Here is a 21405-nt window from a genome sequence, read left to right as displayed (position 1 = left end):
ATGGAGTGATGGACCTGATGTCGAAGAACCGCGCCCGCGACCGGGCCGCCCGCGCCCACATGGAAGCCACCGGCGCTCTCCGCGCCCGCGCCGCCCGTACGGTCGACACCACGAGCACCGAACCCACCGTGGCGACGACCGCGTTCCTGCTGGACGCCTCGATCCCCGCAACCCCGGACCCGGGCCTGGACCGCGACGCCACCATGGAGGAGCTGTTCGCCGCCTACGTGGCGCGCAGCGCCCACGACGTCGCCCGGGACGGCCGCCCCTACCCGGCCTTCTTCGACGTGTACGTCGTCCGCCCGCCGGAGAAGGGACCGCAGCCCGGGGATGCCCCCGCCGGCTGGCGCAACATCGGCGCGTTCGTCCTCATCACCGCCCGCCGGCCGTGGCACCTGGAGGACGAGGACCAGCGCGTCACCACCGACGCCTACCGCGCCGCCCGGGACGCGCTGAACGAGCGCTGGCCCGGCTTGCCGGACTGGTCCGCGCACGCCGCGCTGTCCCTGGAGATGCTCGCGGCGCTGCGCGGCAAGGTCACCGACGACCAGGTGCTCGACCTCGTGCACGAGATGCAGGACTCCGCCATCCACCACACCTGGACCATCGGCGCCGACCCGGAACTCGACCGCAGCCGCTGGTAGCCGGACCGGGCGGGCCGGCCCGCCCGACGCCCGCCCCACCCCTCGGCTACTCGAAGACGGGCGTCCGGCTCGCGGACATCAGGTAGAGCTGGACGGCCTCAACGACGTGGTCCGGCGTCCCCACCCGCTGGTGACGCTGCAGATACTGGTCGGCCACAGCCGACCAGCCCCCGGCCTCGTCCGCGACACTGCTGAACAGGAAGGCCAGGTTGGCCGCGACCTCGACGTACCGGTCCGGGCCGGACACCCACCCTCCGATCACGCGCATCAGCTCGGCCACGGCCGCCGCGTCGTACCGCTTGGGCTTCTCGTCCAGGTCACCGCCGATACCCCAGGCGAGACGGTCCAGGGCCGCGCTCTCGTGCGAGCCCTCCCGCCCGGCGATGAGCCAGTTCTTCGCCCCGGCCGAACGACCGGCCCGGGCATCCTGCTCCACCAGCCGGAACAGGGCGACCAGCAGCGAGGCCGCCGCCTTCCGCCCGGCCCCGGCAAGCGCGGCCTTCACCGCGTCACAGTCCTCCCGAGACGGCGGCTGAACCGGGCGCAACGGCCCCCGCGCCGCGTCGAGTTCCTCGTACGACATCGCCTCCAACCCCCGGGCGTGACCACGGTCGGCGTCGTACAAGCCATCGCCGCTGCGCCGGTACCAGCCCTGAAACTCGCGGTCGACGACCCGGTACGGGCGCTCGACGGGACCAGGCTCGACAGCCGGCGTCCCGGACACCCAGTGCGTCAGATCGCCCTGCGAGTCCCGGAGGTACGTAGCGGAGGTCTTGCCGGACCCTCCGGGTGCGCTGGGGACCATACGGATCAGGCTCGCCAGGGTGATCGGCTCCAGGTCCCCGGCCGCGGATGCCGGGGCCGCGCTGCCCGGCGCATCCGCCTCGGCCCGCCGCGCGGCGATCAGCTCGTCCCACCCCCCGGGGAGTTCCGCGTGCTCGCCCTCGGTGTGCGCCGTGAAGTCGGCGGTGGCGGCGAGGGCCTGCGCGTCCTTGGTCCCGAGCGGGAGCACGGCCGGCTGCCCGCCGCCCGGGCCCGGGTACCGGTCGAGGAGCCACGCGCTCGCCGCGGCGTGGAAGTCGGTGACGACCGCCTCCCACTCGCCCCCGCGGTCCCACGGCCGTACCGCCCAGGCGCGTACGAGCAGGATCCCGGCGACGTGCCCGGGCAGGCCCGGCTCCGGCGCCCACGGGCGGCCGGGCACGATCACGTCGGCACGGCCCTCGTACTCCTCGCCGGTCTCCCTGCGGCGCAGCAACTGGAGCTGGTCGGCCAGGGACTGGGCGAGTTCCCGCCGGTCGGCCGTGGCCGGCACGGTGAAGGCGAGCACGAACGGAATGAAGTTCAGGCGCTGGCCGGCGGCACCGGTGCGGCGGTCGAGCTCGAGGGCGGCCCGGGTATACGGCAGGCCCGTCTCGGCCATCACGGCGCGCACGGCCTGGGTACGGGCGCGGGAGTCCTTCGGCATCGGAACACTCCAGTCACGACGGCATGCCCCACGCGCACACCGCACGGATCAAGAGCGGACGATGCTGGCTGCTGCACGAGGAGTCGAAGACGTCTTGTCCGGCTACGGGGACCGGGCGTGGGCCGGGGTCCCCCTTCACGGAGTCAGGCGGTCGCGCACCGCCGTCTCCGACTCTACCGGCTCGGTCCCGCGCACAGCCGTCGTATGCCGACTGGCGCCAGAGGTTGTCCTGCAGCCCGATCACCCGGCGACGGGCACCGGCTGGGCTGGCTCGTAGAACTTGGCGATCAGGATGATCCTCACGCGCCGCCCGCGTCCGGGAACCCCGTCCTCGGTGACACCGCGCAGCACCGTCCGCCCGTCCTGGGACCGATCCTCGGGCTGCATCCGCAGGTGCTCCGCCCACGCCTGGAAGTCCGCGCGGGCGGTGTCTTCCTTGCGGGCCTCCGCCAGCAGGACACCGCCGTACGTCACGGTCCAGCTCAGCGTGGGCAGCCGGTACTGGATTCCCTCCCGGAGCACATCGAGCAGGGCCAGGGCGCCTTCCTCCTGCTGGCGATGCGTCGTCTGCCATTCCGTCATCATGTCGGTCACGATCAACTTCTCTCTGGTCGGCAGCGGCCCCCAGCCGCTCAACGAGCCGCCCCACCCCGGCGTGACGCCCCCTTGAAGCCCTCGCTCGCCCGACCACGCTCGAGGTGGTCCACGGGCGACTCCTGGCGGTCGAGGGCGACTCGCCGACCTGTCCGGCGCGCTCCGGTCAATGCATCAGCCCGGCGCGGCCGAAGCCGTCCGCACGCCGGGGCCGTTCCCTTTCGGGCGGCCGGATGCGGCCCCAGTGTCAGTGGTAGCCACTACGCTGGTCTCAGCGCTGGACACGCACCGCGCAGACCGGCCAATTCGCTCCCACGCAGCGAAGGCACCCACGGTCGAAGGCTCGCCGGCCAGGAGATCGGCACCCGGCATCACGCCGGGCAAGGGCCCGTGAGGCTCAGCTCTGCCGTCTTCGACCGACCCGACGAACCGGGCGGGCAGCGTGGGTGTCCTGCCGTGGAGTTCCGTCGTGCCGAAGAGCAAGAAGACCAGCAACAGCCTCTCCGACCGTGCCCACCAGCTGGCTGAGAAGACCGGCATGCCGTACACGGCCGCCCTGGAGAGCCTCCGTACCCCCCGCTCCGAGCAGACCGCCCCGGCGCAGGGCGGGTTCGTCCTCACCCCCGAGGTGGAGCGCTTCATCGACGGCGAGGGTCACATCGGCGTCGAGTACGACCTGCGCGCGTTCCTCGCGCAGCGCGCCGGCAGCAGCAAGAAGTACTCGTGCTACGAGTGCTACGAGCCCGGCAGCGTCGCCACCGACCCGACGGCGGTCATCTTCACGGTGAGCGTCTTCGACCCGGACCTGAACCCGGCCACGCACGTGATGATGACGAACCTCGCCCACGCCGCCTGCACGCCCTCCCTGGTCCGCTGGGTCGTCCCTGTCGAGATCCCGCACCAGCCGCACCGGGTCAGCCTCGAGGTCCCGGACGACCCCGAAGGACGCATCATCCACTTCGGACTCACGGCCACCGCGTACCTGGCGCCCCCCGACGAGCCCGAGGGGCCGCACCTGCCGGTCCTGCTGGTCACCGCAGAGGCGGAGGACTACGAGCCGCACCCCGCGCTCTTCCACCTCCTGGACTTCCACCTGCTCGAGGACGGCTTCCCGGACGAGGGCACCAGCGACATGGGCGAGCACGGCTGGACGCTGCGCCTGGAGCACAACACGGGCACCGTCCCGCCGAGTTGGATCGCCGTCCGCGCGGCCACCGCCGCCCCGAAGGAGGGACACGGGCACTTCTTCCTCGCCGCCCTCGACCTCACCGACGACTGGGTGACCACCGCCCGCCAGCGTGGCCAGGTGCTGCTCCTGGTCGGCCCGGTCGGGCCGCACACCCGCATCCCTCTCAACGAGGAGGACCAGGACGACGTCCTCGACCTGCTGGAAGACGGCCTGGTCCGCGGCGGCTGGTGTCCGCTCGACGCGCCCGCGGACGGGCACGTGTGCCCCACGGGAGCCGTCCGTGCCCGGTAAGGCCAAACCCACCGCGCTAGAGCGCCGCCTGGCCGTCTGGGAGTCACTGAACGAACGGCAGCAGACGTTCGTGCGCATCATCTACGACCTGGACCAAGAGACCGAGGCCAAGCGCGCCTACCAGGCCGCCCAGGGCCATTACGACAAGCGGCCCGCCTCGGAGTGGCGGCAGATCGACTTCACCCACGAGCCCTACAACCGGGACCTGTACGGCGTCACCACCCTGCAGAGCCGTCTGGAGTGGGAGGGCTACCACAACCAGGGCAACGGGTCGACGATGACCGTCCTGCTGGAGAAGGGCCTCATCGAGCAGGACATCCGCGGCACCCGCTTCGGCGTCATGCACACCGTGCTCCTGACCCGCGAGGGCCGGGCCGTGTACCGGGCCGCCCACGACATGGGCGGCCGCGGCAGCCGCTCGACCGTCGACCTGTCCGACCGGTCCTGGCAGGTCCTCGGCTACCTCTGGGCCGCCGACCAGCGCGGCAAGCCTCTGGACTGGACGTACAGCACCACCGTCGAACGCGTCCTGATCGGCAAGCACGGCCTGGCCGAGCGCGCCACCCGCAGGGTCGGCTACCAGATCACCGAGAAGGGGCGGCGCTACTACCGGCAGCACTGGACGGAGTACGCCCAGGTCTATCCGGAGATCAACGCACCGCACCCCGACGGTGTCGCCGTCTGGCCTAAGGAAGTCGACGCCGCCCTGGCCCGCGCCGGCCGCCGGTGCGACGCGCTCACGGGCGCCTGGCGGGACGCCTGGAAGGCCGGGGAGGAGGCCGGACGACGCGCCGCCGCCGAGCCGCCGGAGGCCCGGGAGGGCGAGGAACCTGAAGTCGCCGAACTCCAGGCCGAGCGGCACGCCCTGGCCGTCGAGGCGGCCACCCGCGAGGTGGACCTCGCTGAGCGGCACAAGGAACGCCTGGAGCAGGCCGCCCGCACGGCCGCCTGGGCGTACGTGCGCATGGCCGTGGCCGCGTTCACCGCAGCCGTCGACGGGACCGACCCCCAGGCGGCCATCGACGCGGTCGCCGACGACACCACAAAGGCCCTGCCGGACCCGAAGCCCACGGGCCTGCGCGGCATCGATGCGGCCGCGGTGAAGCACCACGCCGCGGCGATCGGCAAGCCGCTGCCCCGCAAGGGACCGCCCCCACGGCCGCGCCGCCAGCCCCGGTACCACCAGCAGCAAGAAGAGACGACGCCGCCGCCGACCCCCGGCAGCGAACTGGTGACGTACGCCGACTTCCTGGCCCGCCGGGTGAAGGGCGGCGACCTGCAGCGCACCCTCCACGCCGAAGCCCTCGCCCCCCAAGACGCGGCGGACAGCAGCTGCACCGACCCGAACGGAGACCCGACGTGACCACCACCGCGCCACTCAAGTCGTACGGCCCCGTGCAGTTTCCCACCCACGCCGGCCTGGATCTGTGGCAGTTCGAACGCGCGCAGCGTCTCGGCCTGATCCCCGACCCGGACGCCACCGGCCGACGCTGGTCGGCCGCCGTCTTCGACGACGTCATCGCCCGCATCGACGCCGTCAAGAAGGCCACCGGCACGATGCCCGACGTAGGCGCCGCCCGGGCCGAGAAGTACCTCGCCGACCGGTACAGCATGACCGTGCACCCCGGCACCGCAGCCGAACTGGCCCGCCGCGGTCACCTTCCCCTCCGCGGGGAGTACCGCGGCCGCCCGCTCTACTGCGGCCTGACTCTGGAGTCCTTCCGCGGCACGGACCGCCGCAAGGTCCAACGCGCCTCGGCCGCAGGCCGCCTCCACATGCGCGACGCGGCGGCCCGTGTCCTGGGCGTGAGAGAGAGCGACTTCGACCACCTCGTGCGGGCGGGGCTGCTCATCCCCCGCGAGGTCGTCGAGGGACAGCACCACACCCAGGTCCGCCTCTACCGCCAGGCCGACCTGGACCGGCTCCTGCGAAGCCGCCGCCTCGACTGGCTGGCCATCCGCGCCACCCCCAAGGGCCAGCGATCCCCGCTCGCCGCCCTCCCCGACAAGAAGACAGCCGCCATGGCCAGCGATGTGCGCTCGGGTCACACGGAACTGAACCGTGCGACATAGCTGCGACATCCGACTGGTCTGCTGGTGAGTGACACCCCCAGCGAACGGAAGGAGGGCCCCGCCATGGACCAGGAACTGGCCGCGATGAAGTCGGCGTACGACACTCTGGCGGTGCTGAGCACGGATGCTCGGCACCGGGCGCTCGAGTGGCTCGCAGCGGTCTTCGTGGCCGACGAACTGGGCGGCTTCGACGTTGAGGTGGCCCTGAGGGAAGCCCAGTCCGCCGGGCTCGTCGAGGACGTGACGTAGCAGCAGAAGAGCCGGGCCCGCGACCCGACACCGGACCGTGCGGTTCGTACACCTGAGGGAGGACCTGCTCCCTCCCTCAGGTGCCTGAAGGGCGCTAGCCGTTGCGCCCTGACGGTTCCACGGAGCGCAGCAACTCGATCCACAAGCGCTCGCCCGCCGTGCTGGCAGCAGGGTCACAGAAGGACGGCGAGCGCGGCCGCGTCTGCGAGGACGTACCGCACAGCGCCCTGAAACAGCCCTTGTCGGCAGCGACCGTGGACAGCGCAAAGGCCAGGCAGTCCGCGATACGGAGCCTGGCCTCACTTCCAGGCCGAAGCCTGGCGGGTCGCAAGGTCGGGTGCCTGTCGTACGGCGTGCACCTGGCCCTACTTCCGGGTCCGCAAGGCCCGGCGTAGTCACACGTTCCCATGATCAGGGGAGGTGATCAAGCGGCTACGCAGACCAAAATGTCTTGTCGCGCACCGGACCCGATAGCGGCCGCCGCCGGGAGCCGCGGGGCACGGGCACCGTGGGGGTGTCGCCCCCTTCGCGCCTGGCGATCGCAGGACGGTACGCGGGCAGCGTCTGCGAAACGAAGGCCGAGCGCCGCTACTCGGCCGGATCCGCCGCCGGCTCCGGCCGCAGGTGCTGCAGCTCCGTGATGGCCTTGGAGCGCCGGTCGTCGGCCTTCTTGCCCGCGCGCCGCCGTCCGATCTTCCGGTACTTCTCCACCTGCTCGGTCGAGTGCCAGTCGCCGGTGATCTCCTTGATCTCTCCGGCGGAGTAGCCGAGTCGGCCTAGGTCGGTGGGCACGCCAGCGCGCAGCCCGTGCGAGGTCACGTCGTCCGCGACGTCGAGCTTCACGTGCCGCGCCAGGCGTTTGACCGCCTCGTTGACGGCGTGCGGCGTCATGCCCCAGCCCCTGCCGCTCACCGGACGGATGTTGCCCCACTGATCCACCCAGCGCAGCAGCGGCAGATGCGGGGCGCCCTCGCCGGCCTCCCGCAGCGCGATGATCCACCGCCGCAGGACCGCCACCGCCACCGGGTCGTCGATCTCGTACTCGCGTCCGGCATCCCGCGTGTCGTTCTTCGACGTCCACTTCCGCACGACCGCCAGGTCGTCGCTGACGAACTCCACGCTCGCGATGCGGAACTTCGCCAGCTCCGAGCGGCGCCCCCGGCAGTAGTACCCCAGATAGCAGATCACCTGGTCGCGCAGCCCGCCCAGGGTGTCCGGGCACCCGGCGGTCATCTGCGACAGGCGCTCCATGTCCAAGGGCGGGGCCGAGCGCTGGCCGCGGCCCGCCTCCGCCTGCTCGTGCCGGGCATCCGCGTAAATCTTCAGGGCCTTCGCGGTGGGCGGCCACTTCTCGTACCCCGCCCGGGCGTTCATGTCGACGATGGCCGCGATCGACAGGCGGATCGTGTCGTGCCCGATGTCCTTTCGGCGCAGGTACGAAACATAGGAGACGAGGTTGTGCTCCGAGGTGCGTGGCCCTGGGGTGCGGCCGCGGTCCACGCACCAGTTCGCGAACGCCTTGAAGCGGTCGGAGTAGGTCTGGCGGGTGTTCTCGCGGCCGGAGTTGGCCAGGTCCTCCTCGGCCTCGGGGGTGAGCGTTTCGTTGATGTCGATCGCGGCGTCCGGGAGTGCCCCGGTGGCCCCCGGGGCCGCCGACGGCAGGCCGGACGGCTCCTCGACGAGCTCCGCGTCGAGGACGGCCGGGACCAGGTCGGTGCTGTTCACGCTGTGCTCTCCGTACTGGCGGGGCGGTGCCGCCACTTACCCGTGCTGTTCCGCAGTTGCCGGGCCGGGACGCCGTGAGCAGCGGCACACCGCCGCCCGCGGCCCGGGCGCGTATCCTGCGCGCTCACCGGCCAGAGCGTTTCACGTGGTCGCCGAACTGCTCGTCGAGCTGGTCGGCCTGCTCGGTGAGGCGGTCGGACAGCACCAGCAGGGTGCGCGCGTCCAGGTCGCTGCGGCGGCGGGCTTCCTGCTGCCACTGCTCGGCCATGCCGCGCAGCATCGCGGTGACGCCGTCGCCCGCCACGTACAGGCGGCCCGCGTCGTCAGTGCCGGCGTCCAGGAGGGCGAAGTAGTCGGTGCTGCCGACATCGTCGACCGCGCGGCGGCTCATCGGGCGCTCCTCTTCGGTGCGGGCTGGGCGGTCAGGCCGGTCAACTTCCCCTGTGCCCGGCGCAGTTGATGATCGGGGTGCTGGTTCCACTGTTCGGCCAGCTCATACAGCGGCGCGGCGCACGCGCGCACGCGGCCGTCCTTCGGGTCGCTGTCCGCGAGCATCTCGGCCCCCAGAAGGCGGGCCTGTACGAGCCGGTCGGTGGCCTCGACCGCCTGGCCGACCGCCGCGGGCAGCGCCTGGGCCGCGCAGCGCCGGGCCCGGGCAACCTCGGCGGCCGCCGCCCGGGCCGGGAGGAACGCGCCGACGGCGAGCAGCTCCTCCCGGGGCGGGTTGGCCGGGCGGCTCATCCGTGCACCGCCGCAGCCAGCACGTCGGCTGAAATCCCCTTCGCATAGCGGCAGTACGTGTCCTGGCAGGCGTGGAGGTCCCCGGCGCGCCAGTAGTGCAGCGGGGTGCCGTGGACCGGGCAGCGACACGTTTGATCGCATCGGTGGTGCACGGCGGTGCTCTGGGGCTGGGGCAACTCCACGCCCGCGTCGGCGAGGACGGCGGTCACCCGGGCGCGCTGCTCCTCGGGCCAGGCGGCCACGGCGTCCGCGACCAGGTCGGACACGTGGCGGTAGCGGGGAGGGCCGGCCGGGGTGACGTGGGGGTAGTTCGTGCCCAGGAGGTCCACCGTGGTCAGTACCCGGTAGGCCAAGGTGTGCAGTTCCTCGTCGACTTCGCGGACTGCGGTGGCGGCGTCCTCGCGCAGCAGCAGGGCCTCGCGCAGCGGTTCGGCGTCGCGGATCAGTCGCGCCACAGTGTCGTCGGCCGGCGGCTGCTGCGGTACGAGGTCCTCGGCGGCGCCGGCGAGCAGGCGGGCCGCCAGGTGGTGCAGGCCGTGGTCATGCTCGGGGCCGCCGTTGGCGGCGCGGTGCTCGCGCTGGCGCAGCGCCTCGCGCAAGGCGGTGGCCTGGTCGGCGAGGCGCGCGGCGAGACCGGCGGCGGAGCGAGGGGGCTCGGGACGGGGCTGGGTCATGATCCGAGACTAACCGTCTCACCTACCATAAGGACAGTTATGGTAGGTGATCCGCGCGTTGGGCTGACCATGTGATCCGCGAGGGCCCGAAGTTCGTACGCGCGTACGCTTTTCGCGCGTCGGCGAGATCGAAAACGGCTGTGCGGCCCGCTGGCGGCCTGGGAGCCGTTCCAAGGTCGCGGCATACCGGCGGCTTCGAGTTCGGCCGCCCACGGTGCCGTTCTGGAGACCGATTTTTCGCCCGGCCCCTCGAAAGTTGATCTTTGCGGCCCGGATCGCTTCCACATTACAACGTGGCGCTGTAATGTCGGGACCACGAACACGGACCGACGCAAGGAGCACCCGATGGAGACGCAGACCTGCCCCTCGACCTACAGCCGTGAGCGCGAGGACGACCGCACCACGTACACCTGCATCCGGAAAGCGGGGCACCCCGGCACGCACCGGTCGGGCGTAACCGAGACGGTCTTCGTACACCACCTGGGACACGAGGTCGAGTCGGAGATCGGCTGGGCGGACTGGGAAGCGTTCCTCGCGGCGCAGCGCACCGCGCCCGACGACCAGGTGCTGAAGCTGGGCGCGGCGCTGGCGGAGAAGGACGAGTGGTACGCGGACGCTCTCACCCGCCAGCCCCGGTACACGGCGCTGGCCTCCGCGTAACCCTCCCTTCGTCCCCCGCCCTATACCCAACAGGGCGGGAAACGAAGGGCGTTCGGGCGTACTGCGCTCCGGCGGCGCCCGCCCCCTTGATTGCGCGGCAATCGCGCAGGCCGGGCGGCCGTGAGCGGGACGAACGCCCGTAATCGAAATAGCGTTCCCATACCTGGATGGGTCGGGATACGGTGCTTGTCCCACCATGATCACCACAGGGGGAGGCCGCAGGTCATGGACACCACCAGCACAGCAGGACGTCCCGGCAGGCCGCCGGGGATACGTACCCACGCCGACGGTCTGACCACCCGGCAGAGCGACATCGTCACCGCCATCCGCGACCACATCGAGCGGACCGGCTACCCGCCCTCGATGAGGGAGATCGGCGCGGCCGTCGGCCTGTCGAGCACCTCCAGCGTCGCGCACCAGCTCGCGGCGCTCGAGAGGAAGCGTGCGATCCGCAAGGACCCGCACCGGCCGCGCGCGTACTCGCTACCGCCCGAGCCGGTCGACGAGCCGGCCGACGTGGCGGAGCTCCCGGCAACCGCGTCCGTCCCGCTCGTCGGGCGGATCGCCGCCGGCGCCCCGATCACCGCCGAGCAGGAGGTGACGGACGTCTTCGAGATGCCCCGCCAACTCGTCGGCGACGGAGAGCTGTTCGCCCTGGAGGTCGTCGGCGACTCGATGATCGGCGCGGCCATCTGCAGCGGCGACTGGGTCACGGTCCGCCGCCAGCCTGACGCCGCCAGCGGCGACATCGTGGCCGCGATGCTCGACGGCGAGGCCACCGTGAAGCGCCTCAAGCGCGAAGACGGCCGCGTCTGGCTGCTCCCGCACAACGCCTCGTACGCCCCGATCCCCGGCGACCAGGCCACCATCCTTGGGCGCGTCGTGGCGGTCATGCGCCGCCTGTGAGGAGTCGGGCCGTCCGAGGGCTGCCTCTCCCTCAATGCTGGCTCTGTGTCTGCGCCCGCGAGCTCGCCGAACAGAAGGGCATCGCGCATGTGCTTTCCTCCCTGGCGGGTCGGCCTACGACGCCCCGAGCAGGTCGGCGACTCGCGGTCCGACGTGCTCGTTGATCAGCCGGGCCGCGGTCTGCACGGAGAGCACCCGGGCCGAAGCACCAGCCAAGGCCGTCTGACGGCTGCCTCTCAACCCGCCACCCTCCGCGGGTGGCGGGGCGCTGACCAGCCGGTTGTCACTGGCCGAGGGCACCGTTCTGTTCCAAGCCGTCCATGAACTGCTCGTGCACCCTCAGCTCACGCCCTCTGCCTGGGCTCGTCAGAACGATGGTCTTCGCCTCCGCGAGCGACGTGGGACCCGCCCCCAGCAGTTCACGCGTGATCACCACGGCATCAAGCACCTCGACCCGGCGCTCACTCAGCAGCCGCTGCACGGCAGCCATCCCGCCGTCCTCGGCCAACAGCGGTCGGCACTCGTCGACGAGCGCTTCAAGGCGGGCCGTCCTCTCCGGGCTCCATCCTCTGATCGCCATCGCGCTGTTCCTTCCCTCGCGGATCCGAACTCCTCCCCGATCATCCCGGGCCGGGGCAGGTCATCATGTGGGGGTGACCAGCCACCACCCCCTCGTTGTCGCCGCCGCCCAGGCGGCCGGCCCCTGCCCGCCCGGCGAAGAACCGCAGTGGCAGGCGCGCGTCCGCGCCCTGGCCGTCGACCTCTTCGTCCTCGGCGACGTCGTCGCCCGGGACCTCCAGCGCCTCACCGCCGCCACGAAGTTCCCCGCCACGCTGCTGGCCGTCGCTGTCGAGGAGACCAGCACCCGGGGCGTCCTGCAGCTGCGCAACGTCTCCGGCGAACTCGAGGTCATCCGCACCGACCGCGGCGACAGCGACGCCGGGGCCGCCATGATCGCTCGCGCGCAGGCCCTCGTCGGCCGCCGCGTTCTCGTTTACAAGGAGATGGAGGCCCTCGCGTCCAACCCGATGCACAAGGCCCGCGTGGCGGTACACCTGATGGACCTGGGCCCCGAGACGGACACGATCAGCGAGGACGAGGCGAAGAGGCACGTCCTGCAGGGCGCCGACGGCGACAAGGGCGTCGCCCTGCTCGCGTGGCAGGAGGCCGAGCTCCCCGAGCGCGGGCCGGTCACCGCCGAGCAGCTCGGGCAGGCCCTGCTGCGCCTTCCCGGCGTCCGCCGGTCGTAGCCCCGGCTGCAGCCCAGCATCCCGGGCAGGCTGAACGAATGGACTTCCCTCCATGCAACGTGGCGTTGTATAGTTGGAGTCAGAAGGGGGGGCAGCCCCCGCCGGAGGAAGCGAAGGGGAACACGATGCTGGCGCGCCTGAGGGACAAGCTTTTCGGCTTCTCGCCCGACTACACCATCACCCCGCCGAGTGGGCCGACCTGCGACGGATGCGGCCGAGACACCGGCAAGCCGCACCTGTACCGCACCCCCCGCACCGCCTGGCACTGCGCCGACTGCACCGGAAAGGCCCCCCAGGCCCCGATCGGCTAGCGGCGAGGGGCGCGGCCGCCGCCGCGCCCCCGCCCGCTCACCGCCCGCCGCCCGTCCGCAACCTCAACCGGCGAACCGGACCCGAGGGGCCTGTGCCTCACAGGCGTACCACTTCCTCGACCACCTGAGACAGTTCGCCCGCCGCTAGCCGAACTCCTTTTCAGCCCACCCGTTCCAGCAGCTCCTTCGCCTTCCGTCGGAATTCGCGGAGCGCGCTGAAGTAGGCTCGCACCTCCTCGTCGAACAGCTGCCGGGCGCTAGGGCCCGCGCGTCGGCCGTCCTCGTCGGTCTCCTCATTGTCCTTCTCCTCCATCTCGAAGAGGGGCATGCCGGTGAAGATCCGGTGTGCCGTGCTGACGACGGAGGAGGCGACCTGCGCGATGTCAAACGGTCCCTCCAGGTCCACCCCGTCGTACGCCGCCGTCAGGTCCTGCAGAAGTTCGGGGGCTGCTTTCTTCCACTGCTCTCCCGGCCCCGTGACCTCTTCAGACAGGAGGGCGTCGTGCCAGGTGGTTGTGTCGTACAGCAGTTGCACGCCGTCCGCAGTGAACTCCAGCTCAGGCATGGGCGTTGTCGCGTTCGCGGCATCCGCGCGCGCGAAGAGGAGGAACAGCTCCTCGGTGAGGGGAACGAACGCGCGGGCGGCCTTACTGAAGGCCAGGTAGGCATCGCGTCGGCGGTCGTGCGTCCACTGTGCCCGCTGCGACAGCTCCTGACGTCGCTCGGCCCTGGCGTTCGTCCAGACCGTGGTGCCCAGCGCGACCAGCGCTGCTAAGAGACCCGTGATGAGCCCGATCATGGCTTCGTTCATACCGGAAGTCTGCCGAGCCCTCTGGATCTGGCAGGGGCGAAGAGAAGATTCGTTTGCACTCGGCCTTCTACGCGTCGGGGTCGGCGCCGCAGAACTGCTCGAAGAGCAGCGGTGTGCCCAGGGCCGTGGCGGTGAGCTTGCGGTGCGCGGACTCCAGGGTGCGCACCGCGGCCGGGAGCCCGGCTGGGGGCGCCGCCTGCCCAGGCTTCGCGCGGCCGGGCACGGTGGTGACCCACAGCTCCTCGACGCGGCCGCCCTTGAGGACCTTCAGGTGCCCGGCGGTCAGCGCCTGATGGGTGGTCTTCCAGCGGCTGAGGGCGGCGCGCGAGACGGCGTCGAGCGGGTACCACTCGCCGCCGACCCGGGCGCGCGGCAGCGCGCGGTCCAGCTCGAGGTCGGCCAGGCGCATCGGGTGCAGGGCCGCTATGCCGTGTCCGGTGCACACCGCGAGCGCGACCAGGGCCACCGAGCGCTCCCAGGTGGACTGGAGCATCCCGGCGGGGTGGTGGCGGGTGAGCAGCCGCAGGGTGCGGTGGGCCTCGGTGGGCGTGAGCCGGGCGGCGAACTCGGGGGCGGGCGGCCGCAGCTGCAGGGGGTGGCCGCAGAAGCGGGAGAAGGCGTTGAGGGCGGAGGTGCGCGCGGCCATGGAGTTGGCCGCGGCCCGGGCGGTGGGTCCGGCCAGTCCGCGCCGTCGCCGGGTCTGGCCGCGCTGGGCGGCGGCGAGCCAGGCCAGGGCGCTCTCCTCCTCCAGGAGGTCGGCAGTGGCGACCTTGCTGGTGTGGCACTGGCGCACGCTGGCCAGCCAGCTCACGTACTCCTGCAGGAAGGCGCTGCGCTGGCGCCGGGTGGCTGGTGTGTGCAGGGTGTCCAGGAAGCGGGCGGTGGCGGCGGTGGCGCGCGCGGGCACGGCGGTCACGGGCTGCTCCAGCCCATGGAGCGGCGGGCCTCGCGCACGGCGCGGGTAGTGGGGGCGATGAAGTCGTACAGCAGCCGCAGCGCGCCGTCGCACTGCTGCGCGACGGCTGTGATGTCGCGGTGGCGGCGGCCGCGGGTGCCCTTCCCGGCGGCGTCGATGATGTCGAGCTCGTGGACGACCTCGTGCCGGGCGTCGAAGAAGGGCTGGTGGGCGGCGAGTATGTCGTCGGCCAGGGCGGGGTCCTTGTGCAGTGCCAGGGCGTCGCGGCAGCGGGCGAGGTCCTTGGCGCCCTGGATGCTGGGGCCGGTGAGGTCGCCGACGTACAGCTCGATCAGAGCGGTGCGCGGGTCGAAGCTGACGACGGCCTTCTTCGTCGCCTCGGTGATCTTGTTGTCCTTGAAGCGCTGCTTCATGTAGTGCCCCTCGAAGGCCCGGTGGGCGGGGCCCTCGGAGCTCAGCAGGGTGGGCAGGGAGTCCTCCAGCAGGGCCGAGAGGCAGGCGTCGATGCCCGCGGCGGTGAACACGATGGCGGCGCGGGCCTGGTCGCGGTGGGCCTCGGAGATCGGACCGCGCATGTCGTCCTGGGCGGTGCGCAGCTGGTTGAGGGTGGTGAACAGGGCGGAGGCGGATTTGTGGGTGGCCTTGAGGCGGTTCCAGCTGCGCCGGACCTCGTCGCCGCCTCCGGGGGGCTTGGCCGGCAGGTCGCTGAGTTCGACGAGGGTCAGCTTCGACAACATCTCTCCCTTGGTCCTCCCGCGCCCGCGGGCCCCGTGCGGGGTGCTGGAAGTATGCGCGGTGTCCGACCGGCGTGTCACTTAAATAACAGCAAGATGCTACCGATCACCGTCCCCCTCCCCCTAACTGGCCCTTCGTTTCGGCTCGTGTCGAACCGAACCGAACGTGCCGGACCGGTACGGACATGACGCCCCTCCAGCCTCCCGGCACACGCGCCCCCACGTGCGCCGACCCCGTCAACAGGGCCTTTGGCAGCTTGCTGTTATTTTTCATACACGCGGGTCGGACACGCTGCCCCGCTCTCAGCGCGCCAGTCGGCGGCGGGCCGTCTCTGCCGCATAGGACGCGGCTTCGATCAGCCCCAGTTCACCGGCGAGCGTTCCCACGAACGCATCGACCGCCTCGATCGCGCGGCCCTCCAGGGTCGCGGGCTCGGCGAAGTACGCCGCGAACTCCCCGGCGCCGAGGGCCGCCATCGCGGGCCGACGGGCCTGGTAGTCCGCCCACTCCGGCCTGTAGGCCGCGCGCACCCGGTCGAGCTCGGCTTCGTCGATCTCCTCGTGTCGGAGGAGGCGGATGGTTCGCTCGCGGGCCTTCCACGTGGCGATGGGCTGCTGCACGCAGACCGGCCCGAACGGGCCCACGAGAGCGCGTTCGATCCTCGGCATGCCCGGCTGTACCGGCCAGGGCGAGCACAAGTCCGTGAGGACCGCGGTCAGCCTGGCAATGTCGATCCGCCCGGTGCGCTCGCCCTGTTCGAGGACGAGCTGGGCGGTGCGCCGTTGTCTGGGGGTGGCTGAGGGATGGGCGAGCCGCTCGACGATGGCGCGCGCGTTCTGGCTGCGCCGCGCGGCGGTCATCTGGCCGGCCGCGCGCGCATGGGTACGCCAGGCCCGGCGTGCCTGCGGGGTGGGCACGACCGTGTCGTCGATCAGCCACAGGTACAGCACCACGCGGACCAGGGAGCGCTGCGGGACACGCCCCAGCGGGGAGCGCTCGCGGGCCTGCAGAAGCCGGGTGAACAACTCGCGCTGCGCGGGTGGGAAGACCCGCGGATCGCTGCCGTGCGCGCTGCTCTTGCGCGGGGCGGGGCGGGCGAGCAGGCCGTCCTCGACCCAGGAGGTCACCATCCTGGAACTGGCCTTCACGCCCAGCGCGAGCGCGTCGGCGACCAGATCGGCCGACGTTCCCTCGCTCCACGTCGTGGCCCGGTCCCCGTCCATGGCGCCGAACTTACATCGAGATTCGGGCCCCGGAAGCTGCATTCGGTGCACGGCACCCACAAGGCTGGGGAGCGGCAGAAACTGCGCCCCGCACCGTATCCCGGCCAGGAATCCGCGGTGCGGGGGCAGCCGACTCATCCCCTGAACGGAGACCGTCATGTCCCACCGTACGCACCGCCCTGCCCCGAAGTGGCGCCGCGCCCGCCACCGTCTGGTCCGGGCCGGGCAGGCAGCCTTCTACGCCGCTTCCGCCACGCTGGCCGCCGGGCTGGTCCGCGAGTTCCTGCACCTGGTCCACCTTCACGTGCTGAGCTGAGCACCCGTCGCGCCCGCGCCCGGCGGCCCCGGGGGCGGCAACACGGCGCCCCTACTTCCTCTCCGTCGCCTGCCCGGGCACTCCGGCGGTCCGGGCCGGGTCGGCGGCGCGGATGAGCTGGCGCAGCGCGCCGAAGTAGGCCTCGTGGTCGACGACGGCGGCCAGCACGGTGCCGAGCTGGCCGGTCAGGACCGGGAACTCCTGCGGGTCGAGCGCGGCCAGCGCGCGCCGGGTAGCGGCCTGGGCGGCTTGGGGGTCGCGGTGGTTGACGAAGCTGGCGCTGCCCAGGGTCAGCAGGTACAGCCGCCGGTAGGTGACGATCGCCTCCTGGGGGCTCATGCCGGCTGCCAGGGAGTCGGCGAGCTGAGGTTCCACCAGGCGTTTGAGGAGCTGCGGGCCGAGCCAGGGGCGGTCGCCGCGCAGGACGACCAGTCCCGGATGCTCCGTCAGCAGTTCGTAGAGCGCGGTGAAGCGCTGCTCGGTGGCCGTGGCCCAGTCGGCGCCCGCCTTGATCTCGGGCAGGCGGGCGGCGAGGTGGTCGGTGACCAGGTCGAGCAGCCCGGCCAGGTCGGTGCAGCGGCGCTGGAGGGAGGCGACGGAGATGTTCAGTGCGGCGGCCAGGGTGCGGAAGCTCAGCGCGGTGGGTCCGTCCCGGTCCACGATCAACAGGGCCTGTTCCGCGATGTGTTCGGGGGTCGCCCGGTGAAGGGACGTGGTTTGCCTCGGCATGCGGGACAGCGTACGGTACGCCGTACCGTCACGGTAGGTTCATGCGTCCTTACGGAGGCGACATGCCCCGCACCACGGCCCTCGATCCGCTGTTCACGGCAGTGGACGCGCCGTCCTTCACCGACCGGCACCTGGCCACCCTGGCGGCCGGCACCCTCGCGGCCGTCCGCGTCCCCGGCTTCCTCGACGAGGCCGCGTGCGCCGCCGCGCTGGCCGCGGCCGCGCGGCTGCCCACCGCCGACTACGACCCGCAGCGCGTGCCGACCCCGATCGTGAGGTTCGGCCCGGCGCTCAACGACTACCGCGGCCCAGGCGGCCGGCTCCAGACCGCGCGCTACTGGCGCGACGCCGAGGCCGCCCGCGCGGCCTGGCAGCGCGCCGGGATGCGCCCGGACCCGATCGCTGTCTCCCTGGCCCGCCTCGGCTGCGCCTGGGGCGCGGCCGTCGCCGCGGCCACCATCGCCGGCCGCCCGGTCTTCGGCGGCACCCTGCGCGAGATCAACGCCGGGGCCCTGGTCCACTACGACGACATCAACCGCGAGTTCCCCGCCGGCCTGTTCGACCAGGAGGTGCTGGCCCAGCTGGCGTTCAACGTCTGGGTGTCGGTGCCAAAAACCGGCGGGGCGAGCACCGTGTGGCGCCACCGCTGGGAGCCCGCCGATGAACAGCACCGGCAGGCATACGGCTACCAGCGCCAGGCGGTCGAGCACTGCCAGCGCGTGGACCTGACGCCGCAGCTCGGCGACGCGCTGCTGTTCAACCCCGCGAACTTCCACGCGGTCGAGCCGAACACCGGGCGCCGGATCGCGTTCGCGTTCTTCCTCGGCCTGACCACCACCGGCCAGCTCATCGCCTGGTCGTAATCCACTCCCCCGGCAGGAGCATCACGTGCACGAGCTCACCTACGGCGACATCAAGGCCGCCGCCGGCCGCATCGCCGGCCGCATCCGCCCCCTCACCCTGGCCCCGCTCGACCCGGACGCGATCAGCACCGCCCGCCGCGGCCTCCTGGACGACCAGCCCCAGGAGCCCTGCGAGGTGTGGCTGGCCCTGGAGTTCATGCAGCACACCGGCTCGTTCAAGGCCCGCGGCGCGCAGAACTTCCTCCAGGCCCACCGCGACGCCGGCACCCTGCCCGAGGCCGGGGTGACCATCGCCTCGGGCGGCAACGCCGGTCTGGCGTGCGCGTGGGCCGCCCGCCAGCAGGGGGTGCGGGCCACCGTGTTCCTCCCGGCCAATGCCCCGTCGGTGAAGGTGGCCAAGCTGCGCCGCTACGGCGCCGAGGTGCGCCTGGTCGGCGTGCAGTACGCAGAGGCGCTGGCCGCCTGCGAGGAGTTCGCCGCCGCGACCGGCGCGCTCGCCTCGCATGCCTACGACCACCCGCTGATCGCCGCCGGGGCCGGCACCCTGCTGGAGGAGATCCACCAGCAGATCCCCGGCCTGGACACCGTCGTCGTCGCGGTCGGCGGCGGCGGCCTGTTCGCCGGAATCGCCACCGCCGCCCAGCACCACGGCATCCGCACCGTGGCGGTGGAACCGGAGAACTGCCGCGCGCTGAACGCCGCGCTCGCCGCCGGCCGCCTGGTCGACGTCACCGTCGACTCCGTCGCCGCCGACTCCCTGGGGGCCCGCCGCACCTCCGCCATGGCCCTGCACGCCGCCCGCCAGGACGGCGTGTCCTCGGTGCTGGTGCCCGACAGCGAGATCATCCGGGCCCGGCAGGCCCTGTGGGACCACCGCAAGGTGGCCGTCGAACACGGCGCCGCGACCGCCCTGGCCGCCCTTACCTACCCCGACCAGCACGCGCCCGGCCGGGAGGTGCTGCCGCCCGGTCCCGCCGCCACGAGCCGCCTCTACCGGCCCGCCAGCGGCGAGAAGGTCGCCGTGGTCTTGTGCGGGGCCAACACCGACCCCTCCGACCTGGTACCCGCCGTGCCCTGACCGGCGCACCGCCCTCGTCGCGCAGAGCCTGCCCGCTCCGGCCCGGGTACGGCAGAGGACCGCCACGAGCATGGCGGTTTCTGCCGTACTGGGCATCGGCGCGGTCCGAGTCCCGTGCGGTTGCCGGGAGCCCGTCCCGCCGCACGCATCTGCTTCTTAGATCATGTGCTACGAAGCATGCTGGGGTAGACAGTGAGCCGAGCGAGCGGAGTATCGGTATGGCACTGCTGCATCGTGAGCAGTTCCCGGTCCGGGTCGAGCGGTTCCTGCTCTGGTTGCAGGAGGCCGGCGAGGACGTGATCGACGACTGGCCCGAAGACGCGGACGGGTTGGTCTCGGCGCAGCGCGGGCGGGTCGACATCAAGTCGGGCGGTCATACGCACACGGCTGCGTTCACTGTCGAGGTTTGGGACTCGCCACCAGAGCCGGACACGACTGCCTCTTGGGAGGCAACAGGAGAGACAGAACTGGACCCCCGACAGGGCACCTCCAGTTCCACACGGCTGGCGGGCCGGACGAAGCTGTAATTGCCCTCGGCGTGCCCGGCCAGCGATGGCGGTTGCGTGCTCACGTAGTGGGTCAGGAAGAGGTCGCTGCCCTTTCCGAGCAGGGCGTGCCCCATGGAGTAGAGCGATTCCTGCTGCAGTTCTGGCCGGTGTAACTGCTCCTGTGGACCTCGCCCTCGCTGATCGCGAACAGCAGGGAGCTGAACCCGCCGAGGAGGAGCACCGCCTGTCCTGGTCGGTCTCGGCGACGGCGTGCGGCAGCAGGTCGAGCAGCTCGGCGAGGCGGGCATTGGTCCCCGGGACGGTGCGCGCGGTGGCGCACGCGGCCGGGAAGGCCTCCAAGCGCTGCTGCACCCGCTGTGGGACAGGGCGCTCCGTCTGAAGGACGTCCTCGTACGGCACCCACAACCGCTCCAGGACGATGCTGGCCGTGTCCATGCCCGCGCGCCTGATGGGCCAGGCGCCGGACTGCAATGCGCGGGCGGCGTCCCGCGCGGCGTCCTTGAACCTCTCGGGCATGCTCGGCGTGGTCATGCCGGGACCCTAGCCAGGCGCCGCTGCGCCCGGGCGCGCGCTTCGACGCCGTGGTCCTGGTCCTCGCCGCCGCGGGCGGGCGCGGCGGGTACTCAGGGCAGGACGCGGGTGATGGCGATTGTGGGCGGGTCGATGCCGGGTGCGTCGCTGACGGCGTAGCGCATGGCGAACGGGCCGATGAGGGCGACGCGGTCCCAGCGGCCGCCGCCTGCGGGGCGTTCCACGGACAGGCCGCCGTAGGGGTCGGCCAGCGCCTCCTCGATGGCTTCCTCGATCTCCTGGACCAGGGCGGCCAGATCAGCCACGGCCTTGGGGGCGTAGGTGATGCGGCACGGGTAGCTCACAGGGCGCCCTCGGCGCCGGCATCCAACTCCTCACCCAGATCGCTACCGACCACCCCACCGTCAGCAGGGCATGGGTCGACACCGGCTACAAGAAGAAGCCATCGAACATGGCGCCACACTCGGCATCGACGTCGACGTCGTCCCGCGAAGCGAACAGGTCAAAGGCTTCTCCGTGACCCCGCGGCGCTGGGTCGTGGAGCGAAGCTTCGGGTGGATCATGATGCACCGCCGCCTTGCCCGGGACTACGAGACCAAACCCGCCCACTCCGAGAGCATGATCCGCCTCGCGATGATCTCCAACCTCGCGAAACGAGCAACCGGCGAAACAGTCATAACCTGGCACAAACCATGAACTATCGCTTCTCTAAACGGGACGACCTCTGAGTCCGGAGGAGCCTCCTCCGTTGCCAGAAGCATCGCGGCGGCAGCGAGCGAGGTGGGGGCTCGGGTTCGTAGGCGGCCGGATGATCCGCAGCCAGCCAACGCCGGATCTCCATCGTCTCCTCGGCAATGGTCAGGGCCTCACTCCGCCGACCCGCCCCGGCCTGCCTGGGTGTCGAGACCGCAGCAGACGC

Annotated in this window: 26 protein-coding genes and 1 pseudogene; 14 read left to right on the top strand and 13 right to left on the bottom strand. The window is 72.0% G+C overall.

Features of this window, described 5'->3' with window-relative positions; translation table 11 throughout:
- Positions 1-17: 17 nt before the first annotated feature.
- Entirely contained in the window at positions 18-644 is a 627-nt protein-coding gene (locus tag QK440_RS11420) for a hypothetical protein (protein WP_282792928.1), read from the top strand.
- Positions 645-690: 46 nt separating this feature from the next.
- Here the strand turns inward: QK440_RS11420 and QK440_RS11415 are convergent, their stop codons facing one another.
- Both QK440_RS11415 and QK440_RS11410 read right to left on the bottom strand, forming a co-directional pair.
- Positions 691-2112, bottom strand: a complete 1422-nt coding sequence (locus QK440_RS11415) for a hypothetical protein (protein WP_282792927.1) — start codon at positions 2110-2112, stop codon at positions 691-693.
- Between the two features lie 240 nt (positions 2113-2352).
- Entirely contained in the window at positions 2353-2706 is a 354-nt protein-coding gene (locus tag QK440_RS11410; protein ID WP_282792926.1) for a hypothetical protein, read from the bottom strand.
- Positions 2707-3175: 469 nt separating this feature from the next.
- Between QK440_RS11410 and QK440_RS11405 the strand changes: the two genes are divergently transcribed.
- From QK440_RS11405 to QK440_RS11390, 4 genes are all read left to right on the top strand, one after another.
- Positions 3176-4186, top strand: coding sequence for a hypothetical protein (locus tag QK440_RS11405; RefSeq protein WP_282792925.1), 1011 nt, complete (start codon positions 3176-3178; stop codon positions 4184-4186).
- The gene (locus tag QK440_RS11400; protein ID WP_282792924.1) at positions 4176-5549 is read left to right on the top strand and encodes a hypothetical protein; all 1374 of its coding nucleotides are present in this window, start codon (positions 4176-4178) and stop codon (positions 5547-5549) included. Before QK440_RS11405 ends, QK440_RS11400 begins: the two co-directional genes overlap by 11 nt.
- Positions 5546-6259 carry a hypothetical protein gene (locus QK440_RS11395; RefSeq protein ID WP_282792923.1) on the top strand — a complete coding sequence of 238 codons (714 nt, stop codon included), beginning with the start codon at positions 5546-5548 and terminating at the stop codon, positions 6257-6259. Before QK440_RS11400 ends, QK440_RS11395 begins: the two co-directional genes overlap by 4 nt.
- Before the next feature lie 63 nt (positions 6260-6322).
- Positions 6323-6508 (top strand): hypothetical protein, encoded by a 186-nt coding sequence (locus tag QK440_RS11390; RefSeq protein ID WP_282792922.1) that lies wholly within the window; start codon positions 6323-6325, stop codon positions 6506-6508.
- 588 nt (positions 6509-7096) lie between these two features.
- Here QK440_RS11390 and QK440_RS11385 read toward each other — a convergent pair.
- The 4 genes from QK440_RS11385 to QK440_RS11370 all read right to left on the bottom strand — a co-directional run bounded on the left by QK440_RS11385 (position 7097) and on the right by QK440_RS11370 (position 9648).
- Entirely contained in the window at positions 7097-8233 is a 1137-nt protein-coding gene (locus QK440_RS11385) for a tyrosine-type recombinase/integrase (RefSeq protein ID WP_282792921.1), read from the bottom strand.
- 124 nt (positions 8234-8357) lie between these two features.
- Positions 8358-8624, bottom strand: coding sequence for a hypothetical protein (locus tag QK440_RS11380; RefSeq protein ID WP_282792920.1), 267 nt, complete (start codon positions 8622-8624; stop codon positions 8358-8360).
- Positions 8621-8974, bottom strand: a complete 354-nt coding sequence (locus QK440_RS11375) for a hypothetical protein (RefSeq protein WP_282792919.1) — start codon at positions 8972-8974, stop codon at positions 8621-8623. The genes QK440_RS11380 and QK440_RS11375 overlap by 4 nt, the downstream gene beginning before the upstream one ends.
- Positions 8971-9648 (bottom strand): hypothetical protein, encoded by a 678-nt coding sequence (locus QK440_RS11370; protein ID WP_282792918.1) that lies wholly within the window; start codon positions 9646-9648, stop codon positions 8971-8973. The genes QK440_RS11375 and QK440_RS11370 overlap by 4 nt, the downstream gene beginning before the upstream one ends.
- A 345-nt stretch (positions 9649-9993) precedes the next feature.
- Between QK440_RS11370 and QK440_RS11365 the strand changes: the two genes are divergently transcribed.
- Together QK440_RS11365 and lexA are read left to right on the top strand one after the other, a co-directional pair.
- Positions 9994-10308, top strand: a complete 315-nt coding sequence (locus QK440_RS11365) for a hypothetical protein (RefSeq protein WP_282792917.1) — start codon at positions 9994-9996, stop codon at positions 10306-10308.
- Positions 10309-10533: 225 nt separating this feature from the next.
- A complete protein-coding gene (lexA, locus tag QK440_RS11360) occupies positions 10534-11214 on the top strand; it encodes a transcriptional repressor LexA (RefSeq protein WP_282792916.1) in 681 nt (226 codons plus the stop codon).
- A 283-nt stretch (positions 11215-11497) separates the two neighbouring features.
- Here lexA and QK440_RS11355 read toward each other — a convergent pair whose 3' ends face one another.
- Positions 11498-11794 (bottom strand): hypothetical protein, encoded by a 297-nt coding sequence (locus tag QK440_RS11355; protein ID WP_282792915.1) that lies wholly within the window; start codon positions 11792-11794, stop codon positions 11498-11500.
- A gap of 73 nt (positions 11795-11867) precedes the next feature.
- On the opposite strand from QK440_RS11355, the gene QK440_RS11350 reads away from it, so the two are divergent.
- Positions 11868-12464, top strand: coding sequence for a hypothetical protein (locus QK440_RS11350; RefSeq protein WP_282792914.1), 597 nt, complete (start codon positions 11868-11870; stop codon positions 12462-12464).
- Positions 12465-12589: 125 nt separating this feature from the next.
- Complete coding sequence (locus tag QK440_RS11345) at positions 12590-12775, top strand: hypothetical protein (protein ID WP_282792913.1); 186 nt, start codon at positions 12590-12592, stop codon at positions 12773-12775.
- A gap of 160 nt (positions 12776-12935) precedes the next feature.
- On the opposite strand, the gene QK440_RS11340 is transcribed toward QK440_RS11345, so the two are convergent.
- The 4 genes from QK440_RS11340 to QK440_RS11325 all read right to left on the bottom strand — a co-directional run bounded on the left by QK440_RS11340 (position 12936) and on the right by QK440_RS11325 (position 16460).
- Complete coding sequence (locus QK440_RS11340; RefSeq protein WP_282792912.1) at positions 12936-13586, bottom strand: hypothetical protein; 651 nt, start codon at positions 13584-13586, stop codon at positions 12936-12938.
- A 67-nt stretch (positions 13587-13653) separates the two neighbouring features.
- Positions 13654-14502 carry a hypothetical protein gene (locus QK440_RS11335; protein WP_282792911.1) on the bottom strand — a complete coding sequence of 283 codons (849 nt, stop codon included), beginning with the start codon at positions 14500-14502 and terminating at the stop codon, positions 13654-13656.
- Positions 14499-15239: a hypothetical protein gene (locus tag QK440_RS11330; protein ID WP_282792910.1), complete on the bottom strand. Its 741-nt coding sequence runs from the start codon at positions 15237-15239 to the stop codon at positions 14499-14501. The genes QK440_RS11335 and QK440_RS11330 overlap by 4 nt, the downstream gene beginning before the upstream one ends.
- A 300-nt stretch (positions 15240-15539) precedes the next feature.
- A complete protein-coding gene (locus tag QK440_RS11325) occupies positions 15540-16460 on the bottom strand; it encodes a hypothetical protein (RefSeq protein WP_282792909.1) in 921 nt (306 codons plus the stop codon).
- 157 nt (positions 16461-16617) lie between these two features.
- On the opposite strand from QK440_RS11325, the gene QK440_RS11320 reads away from it, so the two are divergent.
- On the top strand, positions 16618-16776 hold the full coding sequence (locus QK440_RS11320; RefSeq protein ID WP_282792908.1) for a hypothetical protein: 159 nt from the start codon (positions 16618-16620) through the stop codon (positions 16774-16776).
- A 51-nt stretch (positions 16777-16827) separates the two neighbouring features.
- Here QK440_RS11320 and QK440_RS11315 read toward each other — a convergent pair whose 3' ends face one another.
- Entirely contained in the window at positions 16828-17505 is a 678-nt protein-coding gene (locus QK440_RS11315) for a TetR/AcrR family transcriptional regulator C-terminal domain-containing protein (protein ID WP_282792907.1), read from the bottom strand.
- Positions 17506-17567: 62 nt separating this feature from the next.
- On the opposite strand from QK440_RS11315, the gene QK440_RS11310 reads away from it, so the two are divergent.
- The 3 genes from QK440_RS11310 to QK440_RS11300 all read left to right on the top strand — a co-directional run bounded on the left by QK440_RS11310 (position 17568) and on the right by QK440_RS11300 (position 19973).
- The gene (locus QK440_RS11310; RefSeq protein WP_282792906.1) at positions 17568-18368 is read left to right on the top strand and encodes a proline hydroxylase; all 801 of its coding nucleotides are present in this window, start codon (positions 17568-17570) and stop codon (positions 18366-18368) included.
- A 25-nt stretch (positions 18369-18393) separates the two neighbouring features.
- Positions 18394-19446 (top strand): threonine/serine dehydratase, encoded by a 1053-nt coding sequence (locus tag QK440_RS11305; RefSeq protein ID WP_282792905.1) that lies wholly within the window; start codon positions 18394-18396, stop codon positions 19444-19446.
- A 218-nt stretch (positions 19447-19664) separates the two neighbouring features.
- Positions 19665-19973 carry a hypothetical protein gene (locus tag QK440_RS11300; RefSeq protein WP_282792904.1) on the top strand — a complete coding sequence of 103 codons (309 nt, stop codon included), beginning with the start codon at positions 19665-19667 and terminating at the stop codon, positions 19971-19973.
- A 605-nt stretch (positions 19974-20578) separates the two neighbouring features.
- Here the strand turns inward: QK440_RS11300 and QK440_RS11295 are convergent.
- Entirely contained in the window at positions 20579-20830 is a 252-nt protein-coding gene (locus tag QK440_RS11295) for a hypothetical protein (RefSeq protein ID WP_282792903.1), read from the bottom strand.
- Between the two features lie 17 nt (positions 20831-20847).
- Between QK440_RS11295 and QK440_RS11290 the strand changes: the two are divergent.
- Positions 20848-21182, top strand: a pseudogene (locus QK440_RS11290) (transposase); the annotation flags it as partial.
- Positions 21183-21405: the final 223 nt, after the last annotated feature.

The sequence above is a fragment of the Streptomyces sp. CC224B genome (assembly GCF_030010595.1).
In the GTDB taxonomy this organism is placed as follows: Bacteria; Actinomycetota; Actinomycetes; order Streptomycetales; family Streptomycetaceae; genus Streptomyces; species Streptomyces longispororuber.
The sequence above is the reverse complement of the archived record's forward strand: the minus strand, read 5'-3'. Positions and strand labels throughout refer to the sequence as shown.

Bases quoted from the DNA above. Each gene is read 5' to 3' on its own strand.
- QK440_RS11420 (WP_282792928.1), top strand. From the start codon at position 18: ATGTCGAAGAACCGCGCCCGCGACCGGGCCGCCCGCGCCCACATGGAA.
- QK440_RS11415 (WP_282792927.1), bottom strand. From the start codon at position 2,112: ATGCCGAAGGACTCCCGCGCCCGTACCCAGGCCGTGCGCGCCGTGATG.
- QK440_RS11390 (WP_282792922.1), top strand. From the start codon at position 6,323: ATGGACCAGGAACTGGCCGCGATGAAGTCGGCGTACGACACTCTGGCG.
- QK440_RS11380 (WP_282792920.1), bottom strand. From the start codon at position 8,624: ATGAGCCGCCGCGCGGTCGACGATGTCGGCAGCACCGACTACTTCGCC.
- QK440_RS11375 (WP_282792919.1), bottom strand. From the start codon at position 8,974: ATGAGCCGCCCGGCCAACCCGCCCCGGGAGGAGCTGCTCGCCGTCGGC.
- QK440_RS11370 (WP_282792918.1), bottom strand. From the start codon at position 9,648: ATGACCCAGCCCCGTCCCGAGCCCCCTCGCTCCGCCGCCGGTCTCGCC.
- QK440_RS11365 (WP_282792917.1), top strand. From the start codon at position 9,994: ATGGAGACGCAGACCTGCCCCTCGACCTACAGCCGTGAGCGCGAGGAC.
- lexA (WP_282792916.1), top strand. From the start codon at position 10,534: ATGGACACCACCAGCACAGCAGGACGTCCCGGCAGGCCGCCGGGGATA.
- QK440_RS11355 (WP_282792915.1), bottom strand. From the start codon at position 11,794: ATGGCGATCAGAGGATGGAGCCCGGAGAGGACGGCCCGCCTTGAAGCG.
- QK440_RS11345 (WP_282792913.1), top strand. From the start codon at position 12,590: ATGCTGGCGCGCCTGAGGGACAAGCTTTTCGGCTTCTCGCCCGACTAC.
- QK440_RS11340 (WP_282792912.1), bottom strand. From the start codon at position 13,586: ATGAACGAAGCCATGATCGGGCTCATCACGGGTCTCTTAGCAGCGCTG.
- QK440_RS11330 (WP_282792910.1), bottom strand. From the start codon at position 15,239: ATGTTGTCGAAGCTGACCCTCGTCGAACTCAGCGACCTGCCGGCCAAG.
- QK440_RS11325 (WP_282792909.1), bottom strand. From the start codon at position 16,460: ATGGACGGGGACCGGGCCACGACGTGGAGCGAGGGAACGTCGGCCGAT.
- QK440_RS11320 (WP_282792908.1), top strand. From the start codon at position 16,618: ATGTCCCACCGTACGCACCGCCCTGCCCCGAAGTGGCGCCGCGCCCGC.
- QK440_RS11315 (WP_282792907.1), bottom strand. From the start codon at position 17,505: ATGCCGAGGCAAACCACGTCCCTTCACCGGGCGACCCCCGAACACATC.
- QK440_RS11310 (WP_282792906.1), top strand. From the start codon at position 17,568: ATGCCCCGCACCACGGCCCTCGATCCGCTGTTCACGGCAGTGGACGCG.
- QK440_RS11300 (WP_282792904.1), top strand. From the start codon at position 19,665: ATGGCACTGCTGCATCGTGAGCAGTTCCCGGTCCGGGTCGAGCGGTTC.